This window comes from Sphingomonas immobilis (assembly GCF_030580995.1).
In the GTDB taxonomy this organism is placed as follows: Bacteria; Pseudomonadota; Alphaproteobacteria; order Sphingomonadales; family Sphingomonadaceae; genus Sphingomonas; species Sphingomonas immobilis.
In genome coordinates this window covers 74406-88029 of the sequence record NZ_JAUQSZ010000003.1, presented here as the reverse complement: position 1 = coordinate 88029, position 13624 = coordinate 74406, and the positions used below count along the sequence as shown (strand labels likewise).

Genomic DNA, 13624 nt, shown 5'->3' with positions numbered 1-13624 from the left:
CGTATGTGCGCAGCAATGTCCGGGGATTCGAACGCGCGAGCTGCGCCGAGAGGTTGGGCCAGCGCACCGCAAATCAGCAAGTCGACGACCGAAATCGACTAAGCTGATGCATATTAGCCTCGTCGTTTAATAACCCAGCGACACGCCGTCGGTTTCTGTCTAGGGTATCTCCACCATCGGCCGATCCTTGGCTGTCGATGGCTGAGAGATGCGAAGCGCTCCCGTCAAAAGAACGGAGCGATCATGTCTGCCGCGTCTGCCCTGGCTCCGATGTTAGACAAGCTCCAGCTTTGGCTGCCGCTGGATCAAGCCGACTGTGCGGCTGTGCTCGCGCTTCCGCACACCCTGCGCACCAGACAGGCGCAGGATTTCATTGTTCGGGAAGACGACCGGCCTACCCATGCGTGTTTGCTATGTCAGGTTATGCCTTTCGCCACAAAGTCGCCGGCAACGGCGGCCGTCAGATATTCTCGATCCATATGAAAGGTGACGTGGTCGATCTGCACAATTCAATTCTGAGGCGAGCGGACCACAATGTTCAGGCTCTGACCGCGATCGACGTCGCACTGATACCTGCACTGGCAATCCGACAGCTTGCCGCCGATCGCCCTTTGGTCGGTCAGGCGATGTGGTATGAAACGCTTGTCGATGCCGCGATCTTTCGCGAATGGACACTCAACGTCGGACGTCGCGACGCGCGAGCTAGAACAGCACATTTGCGTTGTGAATTTGCGCTACGTCTCCCGGTTGCAGGCCTCGGCTCGCAGTCCGACTATGTGTTGCCGATGACACAGGAACATCTGGCGGATGCGCTCGCCTTGACCAGCGTTCACGTAAATCGGACCTTACAGGCACTGCAAAGCGAGGGTTTGATTGAACGCACGAAGCGCGTCGTCCGGGTAATCGATTTTGCGAAACTTGCCCGCGTTGGTGATTTCGATGATCGCTACCTGCACCTTGATCGTATCCAGGAAGTGAGGCGGCCACGGCGCAACTAATGCTGCAGTGCGATAGTTGAGGTCGTGCCAGCCGATTTGGGGACAACCTTTTTTCCGGTGGTAGGTCAGGCCGAGGCAGCCCCCCGCTTTTCTCGGCCTGACCTTCTCTCGACTGACACCCGCACAGAATTCACCGCGCTCGCCGGAAATGATCGCCTGCCGACCGGTACACAGCACCATAGATTTGCGCCACGACGCCGACCTTGGCTTGAGGGGAACGACCAGAATGTTGCTGCCGGCGCTTACCGAACGCATTCAGCTGACCGATGGCCGTGGCAATATCCCGTGCTCGCCGGACTATATGGCGGCGCTGAATGCCCGGAATGCGATCTTTCGTCTGACGGTCGAGCAACCCCCGTCAGGTCATCTGCGCGGGGAGGAGCGAAGACGCTGGTTCCAACACAATGGCCTCATGGACCGGTCGCAGTGGCAAGGTGGCCATATCGGCGCCACCGTCTGGTTCGAGCCGCCCGGCGACGTGCCGCTTGGCTGGGCGATCCTGCAGAAGCGGGACAAGCGCGATGATGCCGGCTTGCTTTCGAAGCATGACGGCCGGTGGCACCTCGACTTCTATGCCGCCGCGACCGGCGATAATGGCGAGAATGACCGCGGCTTCTTTTATGCGCTGAAGCGCGTCGCCAACGGCCGGAAATGGTTCAAGGAATGGGCCGACCGTCGCGAAAAGCCGTACGATACCCAATATCTGGTGCTGGCCAGGTATCCGGTCGGTAAGGGCGAATATCCGCCGGTGTCTGCACAGGCGGCTTTGCGATGAACATGGCGATCGCTGCTTCGCTCGACCGTTTTCTTGAAGCCCAGGCGCCGATCTATGCGACCGCGCTCGGCGAAATCCGCCGAGGCGCCAAGCGTTCGCACTGGATGTGGTTCGTCTTCCCCCAGCTCACCAGCTTGGGGCGCAGTTCGACGGCTCAATATTATGGCATCGCTTCGATCGCCGTGGCGATAGCCTATCTCGACCATCCGGTACTCGGCGCGCGCTATGTCGAATGCGTCGAGGCGTTGCAGGACCTGTCGACCAGCGATGCGGTTGCCGTGTTCGGCGAAACCGACGCCATGAAGTTGCGATCGTCGTTGACCCTGTTCGAGATGGCCAGGCCGACCGCTTTGTTCGACGCTGCGCTTGCCCGCTGGTTTCGCGGTGAACGCGATCCGCACACGCTCGCCTTGATCGCGGCGGCACCGGGGGCCTAGGCAGCGGCGGGCGTCGCAATACGCTAGGCGAGGCCGGCCTCCAGCGTCTCGCAGCGGGCAGGCGCTCTGACCCATTTGCAGCATGAAGGCGCTCGAGAGCGCGCCTTCGCATCGATAAGGGCTGGTCGATAAATTGTTTCGCCGAGCGCGAGGCAATCGAACACCATGAGCTGAGCAGGTGTCTGAACCGCTAGCTTACGAATACGGCTCTCGGCGGGCTGCAGGCACGCCTGAAGCGCGTCGACGAGAGCGCGCCATTGATCGGCAGGGTCAGTCCTCCATCAACAACGAACGATCGGTTGTGCGTCGCGGCGACAGTCGCGACGATCTCGGGGAAGCAACGAGCAAGCGACTTACCCGATTTCGACCGAATACCGATCGCATCTCCCTGCGAAAGACAATCGCGCGGAATCCATCCCATTTCGGCTCGAACTGCCAGCCGAACTCATCGGGAAACGTTGCCACCAATCTGGCTTCCATGGGTGGTTGGCGCAAGTGGATGGCCCTCAGTCACCAATTGGTCACTCCTTGATGTCGTCATTTGGAAGGTTACGTGCGTCGGTCTCAGCCGGCTGCGTTCGCAAAGGGTGCAGCAGTGAGGCGCGGTGGCGTAAGCGGGCCTGGAAGCACAGCGTTGGGCCGAAGCGATTTGTGCGCCTGAATTCGTAGGCGGGATAAACGGTCCAGCCCTCCATGCTACGGGTCGTCAGAAGGGTGGCTGGTGCAGGACAGGCGCTTGCTCTACCGTCGTGCTTTGCCGTCCTGACGAGACCCCAATGACGCTTGTAAAGAAATCAGCCTTGGGGTCGCGCTCGAAGGGCACCCCGGCGGCGACTGCGGAACCGGTTGTCAAACCTGCGCGCGCACCGGCGCGTCCCAATGCCAAACGTCCGGCAAATGCCCTGGAGCGGATGGATCAGGCGACGCAGGAGCTTTCGAGCGGGATTGGGGAAGCCTCAGCCGCGGCGAACGAATTGCAGCGTTCGATGGACCGGATTTCGAGCGGCGCGGAAGAGGCAGCAGGAGCGGCGCAAGAGTCTTTGGGGCTGATCGCGGCGCTTAATCGCAATTTCCGCGACGCGCGCGACGGCGCCGAAAGCGCCCGGAGACAGTCGGATCTGGTGCAGGGCGCGTTCGTCGAGATCAGTGGTCAGATCGATGGGTCGGTGGCAGCGATCGAGCTCAACGCGCAGCGCCAACTTGCAACGGTGGATGTAATTTCCGCGCTCGAGGCCGTCGCCGATGATATCGGCGGCATCGGCCAGAGCGTCGCCGACGTGTCGGACCAGACCAGCCTGCTTGCCTTGAATGCCACGATCGAGGCAGCGCGGGCGGGGGAGGCGGGCACCGGCTTCACCGTCGTCGCTGATGAGGTGCGGGCGCTGGCCGAGAGTTCGGAAGCGAGCGCGGGCGACATTCAAGACCTTGCCCGGCGGGTCTCCGCCGACGTGAAGGCGATCGTCCAGCGCGTCCGCGCGGCCTCCGAACTGGCAACGCGCGAGGCGCAGGTCGGCCGCGACGTGGTCTCGCAGCTCAAGCTCTCGCGCGAGGAACTCGCAGCCGTGGGTGCCGACTCTCAAGAAATCGTTGCCGCCTCGGCCGAGGCCGAGAGCGCCGCGCGCGAGGCGGAGAAAGGGGCCGAACAGGTCGCCAGCGCTGCCGAGGAACAGTCCGCCGCGGCCGCCGAAGCGCAGCAGGCGATCGAGCAGCAGGCGGCCTCGCTCGAACAGAGCCAGCAGACCGCCGAGGCGCTCGGCGCGCTCATCCAGGATATTTCCGGCACCGAGAGCAATCAGGCGGCGGTCGAACAGGTCGCGGTGTCGGCCGAAGAGCTTTCGGCGACGGTGCAGGAAATGTCGGGCGCGGCGGTGCAGATCCAAGTCGCGCTCGAGCAGATCGCGCGCGGCACGCAAATCCAGGCGGCAGCGACGCAGGAAGCCAATGCCGCGATGGGCCAGATCGAGAAGTCCGCGGAAATCTCGCAGACGCGCGCCACGAACGCCTCAGAGCGGATCGCTGCGATCGTAACGCGCGCGAACGACAGCCGTGCTACGATCGAACGGCTCGCCACGGGCGTCGAGGCCAGCCTCGTCGAGGTGCGGGCGGTGACCCAGCTACTTTCCACGCTTGCTGGGACCGGTCGCAGGATCGAGAAGATCACCGACAGCCTCGCGCTCGTCTCGGTGCAGACCAATATGCTCGCCGTCAGCGGCTCCGTCGAGGCGACGCGCGCGGGAGAGGCCGGGCGCGGCTTCGCGACGGTGGCGGGCGACATCCGCAAGCTGTCGCGCGATGCATCGACCAGCGCGGGCCGCGCAAGCGACATCGTCCGCGCGATGCAGGATCAGGTCTCGCTGATCCGCCGCGATCTCGAGCAGGTGATCGGCGCGGCCGAGGTCGAGATCGGCCGCAACCGCGCGATGGTCGAACGGTTCGGCACGATCATAGGCGATCTCGAAAGCGCGCAGGCGGCAAATCAGGTCACCCTGTCGGGATCGGAGGACATCCTGCGCTCGGTTCGCGAGATCCGCAGCGGCACCGATCAGATCGCGGAAGCCGCCGACATCGCCAGCAGCGCCGTGCGCGAGGCCGGCACCGCTGCCCGGCAACAGGCGCAGGGCGCCGAGGCGCTCGCCGCCGCGATTGAGGAGATCGCGTCGATCGCCACCGCGCTCGCCGGCGGGACGGCCTGAGCGTGGCGAACGCGGCCGTCCTCGGCGAGCGACTGCTGGCACTCGCGATCGACGGCCAGCATTTCGGCGTGCCGTCAACGATCGTGCGCGAGGTCGCGCGGATGCCGCGGCTCGCACGCGTACCTCACGCGCCGCCCGCGCTGATGGGCCTTGCCAACGTGCGCGGCGCGGTGGTGCCGGTGCTGTCGCTCGCGACTTTGCTCGACAGAGCCGGTGGTGACGAACGTCGGATCGTTATCGTTGACGACGGCGAGACTCTGGGGCTGGCGGTGGACGGCGTTTCGCAGCTCGGCGCGGCCGATGCCGAGGACGGCCAGGCGCTGCAACGCCTCGACGTCTCGGCCCTCGTCGCGCGGTCGCGACCGTCAGCCGTCGCGCGGCGCAGCCACGACGCGGCGATCGCCGCGGATGGCGAGACCGTCCTGCAGATCGAGACCGTTCCGCTCGTGGTCTGCGCCATCGGCGGACAGGAATTCGCTTTCCCGCTCGGCATGGTCGAGGAGGTGCTGCGCGTGCCCGCCGAGATCACGCGGATGCCGCTTGCGGACCCGGCGGTGGTGGGCAGCATGGCGGTCCACGGGCGGATCCTTCCGCTGCTCTCCCTGCGGGTGCTGCTTGGATTGCCCGAAGGCACTGACGAGACGCGCGGGCGCATCCTCCTCGTGCGCGTCGGCGGTCACCGGGTCGGCCTTGTCGTCGATGCGATGCGCGCAATCCTGAGCGTGTCGGAAGACGATATCGACTCCGTGCCGCAGGTGCTGGCGCGCGGCGGCGCCGAGGCGCGCATCCAGGCGATCTGCCGGCTCGATAGCGGGACCCGACTGGTCTCGATCCTGGCGGCCGAGCATCTGCTGCGCGACGACATCACGGCGCGCCTGTTCGAGGGGAGCGAAGAGCAAACTATGAGCGATACCGCGATCGCAGACACCTTCGAGCAATTCCTGGTGTTCCGGATCGGCGCGGAGGATTTCGGGCTGCCGATCGGCGCGGTCGAGGAGGTCGCTTCGCTTCCCGAAAAGCTGACGCGCCTGCCCAAGGCGCCCGCGTTCGTGAAGGGCGTGATGAACCTGCGCGGGCAGGTCATCCCCGTGATCGACCAAGCCCAGCGGTTCGGGAGTGACTCGGTGAGCGGCGGCAAGCGCCGGGTAATGGTCGTGCGGATCGGCGATCTGGTCGCGGGGTTCGTGGTTGACGCGGTCTCGGACGTGCTGCGCGTCGCGCAGAGTGCACTGCGTCCCGCTCCCGACCTCGGCAACGACCAGACGCGTGTGTTCGACCGCGTCGCCAATTTGGAGCGGGATGAGCGGATCGTGCTGATCGTCTCGCCGCGCGAATTGCTCGACCGTGCCGAGCAGGATTTGCTGCGCGCGATTGCCGGAAAGGGTGCGGCCTCCGCCTCGTGATCAAGCTGCTGGTCGTCGACGATTCGCCGCTAATGCGGCGGCTGCTCTCCGAGGTCTTTACCGCGGTGGGCGATTTCGAGGTCGCGATCGCGCGCAGCGGCGCGGAAGCGCTCGATATGCTCGTCGCGATTGCGCCCGACGTGGTGACGCTCGACATCCACATGCCGGGCATGGACGGGCTTGCCTGCCTCGACCGGATCATGGTGCTACGGCCATGCCCAGTGGTAATGGTCTCGTCGCTTACCGCCGAAGGCGCCGATGAGACACTCGAGGCGATGGCGCTCGGCGCGGTCGATTTCGTCGCCAAGCCGCGCGGCGCGGTGTCGCTGGAGATCGCCGCGCTGGCGCCCGCGCTGGTCGAAAAGGTGCGGCAGGCGGCCGGCGCGCGCATCTCGCGCGCGACCCGGCTGCGCGAACGCGTCCGGGCGCAGGCCAGCGGCGCGCTGCGCAAGCCTCCGCCGGCACCGCGCATCCCTCGCAGAATAACGCCCCCTGCCGGGCCGCTGCCGCGAGAGGGGCTTGTGCTTGTGGGCTGCTCGACCGGGGGGCCGCCCGCGCTCGATGCGCTGCTCGGGCAGCTCGCGCCGGGCTTTCCGTGGCCGATCGTCGTCGCGCAGCATATGCCGGCCACATTCACCGGCCCGCTCGCCCGCCGTCTCGACCGGCTCTGCGCGCTCGGCGTCAGCGAGGTGAGCAAGGCGACGCCGCTCGTGCCGGGACACGTCTATATCGGGCGTGGCGATGCCGACCTCGTCCTCACGCGCCGTTCCGGCGTGCTTCACGCGCTCGCCGCGCCGAGCGATCCCGAGCGCTACTGGCATCCCAGCGTCGACCGGCTCGTTGCGAGCGCGATGACACTCGTCGCGCCCGAAAGCCTCGTCGGCGTGTTGATGACCGGGATGGGGAACGATGGAGCCACGGCGATGACAGAACTCAAGGCCGCCGGCGGCCATACCATCGCCGAATCCGCCGATACCGCCGTAGTCTGGGGCATGCCCGGCGCGCTCGTCGCCGCCGATGGCGCCTCGATCGTCGCCCCGCTCGACCGGATTGCGGACGAACTTACGGCGCTCCTTGCGACGTGAGCGATGCCGGCGTTCCCCAGAGAGGTCTCGCGCTGCATCTCTCCGATGACGAGATGCAGCGCATCGGCGACCTGCTCTACCGCTGGAGCGGCATGATATTTGGCCCGAGCAAGCGCTATTATATCGAGCGCCGCGTCGCCGACCGGATGGCGAAAAAGGGGTTTTCCACCGCATACTCCTATCTGGCGTTCGCGGCGACCGACGGCACCGAGCGCGAGGCGCTGATCAACGCCTTCACGATCAACGAGACCTATTTCTACCGCGAGGATCATCAGCTCACCGCGCTCAGCCGCGAGATCCTGCCGGCGGTGATCCGCGACAAGCGGCCGGGCGATCTCGTGCGGATCTGGTCGATGCCGTGTTCGAGCGGCGAGGAGGCCTATTCGATCGCGATCTGGCTGCTGGAGAATTGGCCGCTGGTCGATGCCTATAATATCGAGATCGTCGGATCGGACATCGATACGCATGCGCTCGATCAGGCGCGCGTCGGCCGCTATGCGGAGCGCGCGCTGGCGAAATTGCCGGCGGCCGTCGTCGAGGCTTATTTTGAGCCGGAACGCGGGCATCGCCGCAAGATCATCGACGATCTGCGCGAGTCGGTGCGGTTCGTGCCGGCCAACATCATCGAGCGCTCCACGCTCGGCGGGCTCGGCATGTTCGATGTTATCCTGTGCCGCAACCTGCTGATCTATTTCGACGATGCCTCGCGCGTCCAGGCGGCGCGGAACCTGTACGCCAGTCTCAACCATGGCGGCTTCCTCTGCCTCGGCCACAGCGAGTCGATGTCGCGCATCAGCGACGCCTTCGTGATGGCTCGCCTTGAGGACGCAATCGTCTATCGTAAGTCGTGATGGACGATCTGCTCGAGCAATTCTTGATCGAAGGGCGCGACCTGATCGCGCAGGCGGCCGCCGATCTTGATACGCTCCGGCGTGACCCGAAGGATGCCGCAGCGATCGACAGCGCGTTCCGCGCGATCCACACGCTGAAGGGCTCGGTCGGCATCTTCCCGATGGGGCCGGCGGAGCGCGTGCTGCACGCGGCCGAAGAGGTGCTCGAACGCGCCCGCAAGGCACGCGCGATGCTCGATGCCGCGACCATCGCCGCAATCGTCGGCTGCCTCGATGCGATCGACCGCTGGGTCGACGATCTCGAAGGGGGTGGCGCGCTGTCGCCGGACGCCGAAGCGGTCGCGGCGGCGGCGATCGCGCGGCTGCCGGGCGCTGATCCGGCGGCGTCGGAGGAGGTCGCCCCAGCTCCGTCTTTCTGGGTGCATGCGCTGATCGAGCGCGAGCGGGGTGTCCTGCAGGGTGCGACGACCGCTCTGACGGCGTTCCGCTACACGCCCGATGCCGAGTGCTTCTTCCGCGGCGAGGATCCGCTCGCCGTCGTGGCGGGCGTGCCCGAGATCGTCGCGCTGGCTGTCCTTCCGATAGGCGGCAGTTGGCCCACGCTGGCCGAGATCGACCCCTTTGTCTGCACATCGATCATCGAGGGCCTGAGCGCTGCCGCGATCGAGGCGGTGCAGGCGGCATTCCGGATGATGCCCGATCAGGTCGCAATCCACCCGATTGCACCGTTCATCGATGCGCAGCCGGAAAGCGTGGGCGTTACAGGGCACGCCGCGGCCACCTTGCGGGTCGACGCCGCGCGGATCGACGCGCTGGCGGACGGGCTCGGCGAACTGGTCGTCGCTGTCAACGCCTTCGCGCCGCTCGCCGAACAGGCCGATGCGATCGACCGCGATCTCGCAGCCCGTATCCGCGCGGTGCAGGCGGGGATCGAGCGCGCGGCAAGCGATCTGCATCGCGGGGTAAGCGCGGTGCGCCTCGTACCCCTCGCGCCGACGTTGCGCCGGTTGCCGCGCATGGTGCGCGAGATCGCGGCGTCGCTCGGCAAACAGGTCGCCTTCACGATGTCCGGCGAAAGGCTCGAGGTCGACAAGCAGGTCGCCGACGGCTTGTTCGAACCGCTGCTGCACCTGGTGCGCAACGCCGTGGATCACGGCATCGAGGCGCCTGGCGACCGCGAGACGGCCGGCAAGTCGGCAGCGGGGCGGATCACCCTGACCGCCAGCCGCGACGGCGATGCAATTCTCCTCGTCCTCGCGGATGACGGGGCCGGCATCGATGCCGACCGTATCCGCGGGGTCGCGGCGACGCGCGGGCTGATCGGCGAGGAGGCGGCCGCGCAACTCTCGGACGCCGCGGCGCTGCGCCTGATCTTCACGCCGGGCTTTTCCACCGCCGCCGCCGTGACCGAGGTCTCCGGGCGCGGCGTCGGCATGGACGCGGTGCTCACGGCGGTCGATCGGCTGCGCGGCACGATCGAGATCGAAAGCGCGCCCGGCGCGGGCACGCGCTTCCTGCTGCGTCTGCCGGCCAATGCACTGACGACGCGGCTCCTGATCGTCGAGATCGGCGGCGACCGCTACGGCGTCCCGCTCGACCAGATCGTGGAGACGGTGCGCGTCGACACCAGCGCGCTGATGCCGGTCGGCGGCGGTCGGGCGTGTGTGTTGCGCGGGCGCACCGTGCCGGTCCTGAGCCTTGCCGCGCTGCTCGGTGTCGCGGAGCGGTCGAATGCCGCGACCAAGCTGTTGGTGACCCGCTCGGGCGGCGAAAATGTCGCGCTGACGGTCGATGGTTTTGCCGAGCGGGTCGATACTTTGGTGCGACCGTCGAGCGGCATCCTCGCCGGTGTTCCGGGCGTGACGGGATCGACCTTGCTCGGTGACGGCGACGTGCTGCTCGTTCTCGATCTGCCGGCGCTCGCGGCGTGAGCGTCCGCGTCGACGGCGACGTCATCCATCTCGCCGGGCGCTGCCGGGCGGAGGATGCGGAACTGCTGATCGTGGCGCTTCAGGAACATCCCGGTGCCGCAATCGACCTGTCGGCGACGCAGCGACTGCATCTCGCGGTCCTGCAGGTGCTGCTGGCTGCGCGACCGCCTGTTCTGGGCATCCCCGATAGCGAATTCTTAGCGCAGCACGTCGTTGATCTGATGCAATGACAAGACGCCGGCCTGCTCCTATGGTGTGCGGGTCGCGCTCCTCGGGAGGGAAAGCACGTAACGCCTACACGGCACCCTGGAGACGCGAATGCCCTTCACTGTTCTGATCGTCGATGACAGCAAGCTCGCGCGCATCGTCGCCGGCAAGGCGCTGGCCGCGCTTCAGCCCGAATGGCAGAAGGTCGAGGCGGGCAGCGCCGTCGAAGCCCACACGATCATCGCGGCACACAGCGTCGACGTCGCGCTGATCGACTTCAACATGGCCGACAAGGATGGGCTCCAGCTCGCCGCCGAACTCCGCGACCTGCGCCCCACCATGCCGATCGCGATCATCACCGCGAACATTCAGGATGAGATCATCGCCCGCGCCCGCGCGATCGGCGCGGCCTTCGTCGCCAAGCCGGTCACGGCCGACAGCCTTGAGGATTTCCTGTCCGGTGCCGCGCTTCGGCTGCGGTCGGCCAAGGCATGATCCCCGACAGCGTGGCGCTCGGCGAGCTCGAGCGCGATGCCCTGACCGAGATCGTCAATATCGGCGTCAGCCGAGCCGCTTCGAGCCTGCGCAAGATGATCGGTGACCACGTCACGCTTTCGGTCCCGTCGATCGACGTCGTGAGCCAGAGCCGCGCGGCGCGGCTGATCAGTGAACGCGAGGCTGCCGATCTGGTCGCCGTCCGGCAGGATTTCAGCGGCCCATTTTCCGGGCGCGCGCTACTGATCTTCCCGGAAGCGAATAGCCTCGAACTGGTCCGCGCCGTCACCGGCGACTCCCTTACGGCGCAGGAAGTCGTCGAGATGGAGCATGAGGCGCTCACCGAGACCGGCAACATCATTCTCAATTCGTGTCTCGCGACGATGGCGAACATGCTCAAGCGGTCGCTGACGATGACGATCCCGGAGGTACTCCGCGGCAACGGCGCGACGCTGTTCGGAGTCGGCGCGAACGAGACCGCGGATGGCCTGGTCCTCTTCCTCTACATCGACTTCGCCGTCCGCAAGCGCGACATCCGCGGATATATTGCGATGATTATGGACATTCCCTCGCTCGAGGTTCTGAAGGAACTGCTCGACGAATTCATCGCGCGCGTCGTCGGGACCGATGGCTGAGACCCGCCTTCAGGCCGAAGCGGCGCGGACGCGGTCGATCCTCGTCGCGGCCGGCGCCAGCGGCAGCTGGGATTGGGACATTGTGGAGGGCGTGCTGCACGCCGACGCGCGCTTCGCCGAACTTTACGGTCTCGATCCGGAAGAGGCGCTGGCGGGCGTTTCCACAGAGCTTTTCTTTAAGGCGATCCATCCCGAGGATCGGGCGCGGATGCGCATCGCGCTGGCGGGCATTCTCGGCGGCGCGGAGGTTTTCTCCAAGGAATTTCGCGTCGTCGCGCCGGATAGCTCCATCCTCTGGATGCACGGCCGCGGGCAGGCCCATTTCGACGAACAGGACATGCCCGTCCGTTTCACCGGGCTGCTTGTCGATGTCACGGAACGCAAGCGCACAGAGGAACGGCTGCGCGTCGCGCAATCGGCGGGTGGGATCGGGACGTTCGAATATATCGACGGCTTTGCCACCGCGACCGTCTCGTCGGAATTCTGTCAATTGCTGGGACTGTACCCGGCATCCGTCCTGCCGGTTCGCACGATCAACGGCGTACTGACCGAAGGCGAGCCGCTGCTCATTCCGCAGCCCGGTCACGACACCATCCCCGAAACATTGGACGGCGTCTTCTGTATCGTCAGGAACGAGGACGGCATGGCGCGCTGGATCGCGCGGCGTGGCGAGATCGTGCGCGAGGGATCGGGCTATCGCCTGATCGGCGTGATCTACGACGTCACTGCCGCGAAGGAACAGGAAGCGCGGCTGCGCGACCTTGCCGATACGCTGGAAGTGCGCGTCGAGCAGGAAGTCGCCGAACGCCGCGAGGCCGAAGAAGCGCTCCGTCAGGCGCAGAAGATGGAGGCGGTCGGCCAGCTGACCGGCGGCATCGCCCATGACTTCAACAACCTGCTGACGATCATTATCGGCAATATCGACACGGTGCTGCGCCGCTTCGACTCCGGCGGCGATCCGCGCGCGCGCCGCTCGCTCGAGAATGCGCTCAAGGGCGCCGAACGCGCGGCCTCGCTCACCCAGCGCCTGCTCGCCTTCTCGCGCAGGCAACCGCTCGACCCGAAAACGGTGGACGTCGATCGCCTTCTCGCCGGCATGTCTGACCTGCTGACTCGCTCGATCACGGAATCGATCGCAATCCAGATCGTCGCCGACGACGATCTCTGGCCGGTTGAGGCCGATCCGCACCAGCTCGAAAACGTGATCTTGAACCTTGCCGTGAACGCACGTGACGCAATGCCCGGCGGCGGCACCCTCACGATCGCGGCGCGCAACGTCGAACTCGCTGAAGAAGGTCCGGATGGCGCGCCGCCTGGTCAATACATTGCCATATCGGTCACCGACACGGGCATTGGCATGTCTGCCGATACGGTCGCGAGAGTGTTCGATCCGTTCTTCACGACGAAAGAGGTGGGGAAAGGAACGGGACTCGGCCTCTCGATGGTCTATGGCTTCGCCAAACAGTCGGGCGGCTACATCGCCATTGACTCTGAAGAGCGCGAAGGGACGACGTTCACCCTCTACCTCGGCCGAAAAACGGACAGGGGAGGCGACAGCTTCGAAAGTCCAGGCGCGCAGGGCGCGGTCGCTGGGGGAACCGAGACGCTGCTGGTGGTGGAAGACGATGATGAGGTTCGGGCCTACACCGTCGGTATTCTACGCGAACTCGGTTATCGCGTGATCGAAGCGCATGATGGCGTATCCGCCCTCCGCCTGCTCGAGCGTGAGGATTTCGTCATAAATCTTCTCCTCACGGATATGGTCATGCCAAAGATGTCGGGGGAGGAACTGGCGCTGAAAGCTCGCAACCTGCACCCACACATCAAGGTGCTGTTCGCCTCGGGCTATACCCGCGATGCGATCATGCATGACGACAGGCTCGATATTGGTGTCGACTTGATTTCCAAACCCTTTACCTATGTGACTCTGGCTGGAAAAGTGCGTGACGTGCTTGATCGCGTGCAAGCGTAGCGCCCATCGAGGATACAGCTTTCGGCGGAATTAGGCGCTCGAAGGGCACACAGCGATGATCTTTCCTGGTCCGAGGTTGGCTGAAGGGCGGGGCGCCACGACGTATTCGCTGACGCCGCCAAGCAGCGCCAATCGGATGGGA

The 13624-nt window shown here is 65.8% G+C and carries 12 protein-coding genes; all 12 read left to right on the top strand.

Annotation, left to right across the window (positions count from 1 at the left end):
* Positions 1 to 413: 413 nt before the first annotated feature.
* The 12 genes from Q5H94_RS05625 (at position 414) to Q5H94_RS05570 (ending at position 13482) form a co-directional block, all read left to right on the top strand.
* Positions 414 to 998, top strand: coding sequence for a Crp/Fnr family transcriptional regulator (locus Q5H94_RS05625; RefSeq protein ID WP_304560257.1), 585 nt, complete (start codon positions 414 to 416; stop codon positions 996 to 998).
* A gap of 226 nt (positions 999 to 1224) precedes the next feature.
* Positions 1225 to 1773 carry a hypothetical protein gene (locus Q5H94_RS05620; protein ID WP_304560256.1) on the top strand — a complete coding sequence of 183 codons (549 nt, stop codon included), beginning with the start codon at positions 1225 to 1227 and terminating at the stop codon, positions 1771 to 1773.
* Positions 1774 to 1775: 2 nt separating this feature from the next.
* On the top strand, positions 1776 to 2210 hold the full coding sequence (locus Q5H94_RS05615; RefSeq protein WP_304560513.1) for a DUF1810 domain-containing protein: 435 nt from the start codon (positions 1776 to 1778) through the stop codon (positions 2208 to 2210).
* Positions 2211 to 3196: 986 nt separating this feature from the next.
* Positions 3197 to 4903 (top strand): methyl-accepting chemotaxis protein, encoded by a 1707-nt coding sequence (locus Q5H94_RS05610; protein ID WP_304560255.1) that lies wholly within the window; start codon positions 3197 to 3199, stop codon positions 4901 to 4903.
* 2 nt (positions 4904 to 4905) lie between these two features.
* Complete coding sequence (locus Q5H94_RS05605) at positions 4906 to 6306, top strand: chemotaxis protein CheW (RefSeq protein ID WP_304560254.1); 1401 nt, start codon at positions 4906 to 4908, stop codon at positions 6304 to 6306.
* Positions 6303 to 7391, top strand: coding sequence for a chemotaxis-specific protein-glutamate methyltransferase CheB (cheB, locus tag Q5H94_RS05600; RefSeq protein ID WP_304560253.1), 1089 nt, complete (start codon positions 6303 to 6305; stop codon positions 7389 to 7391). The genes Q5H94_RS05605 and cheB overlap by 4 nt, the downstream gene beginning before the upstream one ends.
* A complete protein-coding gene (locus Q5H94_RS05595; protein ID WP_304560252.1) occupies positions 7388 to 8242 on the top strand; it encodes a CheR family methyltransferase in 855 nt (284 codons plus the stop codon). Before cheB ends, Q5H94_RS05595 begins: the two co-directional genes overlap by 4 nt.
* Complete coding sequence (locus Q5H94_RS05590) at positions 8242 to 10173, top strand: chemotaxis protein CheA (RefSeq protein WP_304560251.1); 1932 nt, start codon at positions 8242 to 8244, stop codon at positions 10171 to 10173. The genes Q5H94_RS05595 and Q5H94_RS05590 overlap by 1 nt, the downstream gene beginning before the upstream one ends.
* A complete protein-coding gene (locus Q5H94_RS05585; RefSeq protein WP_304560250.1) occupies positions 10170 to 10403 on the top strand; it encodes a hypothetical protein in 234 nt (77 codons plus the stop codon). The genes Q5H94_RS05590 and Q5H94_RS05585 overlap by 4 nt, the downstream gene beginning before the upstream one ends.
* An 88-nt stretch (positions 10404 to 10491) precedes the next feature.
* Positions 10492 to 10875 (top strand): response regulator transcription factor, encoded by a 384-nt coding sequence (locus Q5H94_RS05580; protein ID WP_304560249.1) that lies wholly within the window; start codon positions 10492 to 10494, stop codon positions 10873 to 10875.
* Entirely contained in the window at positions 10872 to 11510 is a 639-nt protein-coding gene (locus Q5H94_RS05575; RefSeq protein WP_304560248.1) for a chemotaxis protein CheX, read from the top strand. Before Q5H94_RS05580 ends, Q5H94_RS05575 begins: the two co-directional genes overlap by 4 nt.
* Positions 11503 to 13482, top strand: a complete 1980-nt coding sequence (locus Q5H94_RS05570) for a hybrid sensor histidine kinase/response regulator (protein ID WP_304560247.1) — start codon at positions 11503 to 11505, stop codon at positions 13480 to 13482. The genes Q5H94_RS05575 and Q5H94_RS05570 overlap by 8 nt, the downstream gene beginning before the upstream one ends.
* Positions 13483 to 13624: the final 142 nt, after the last annotated feature.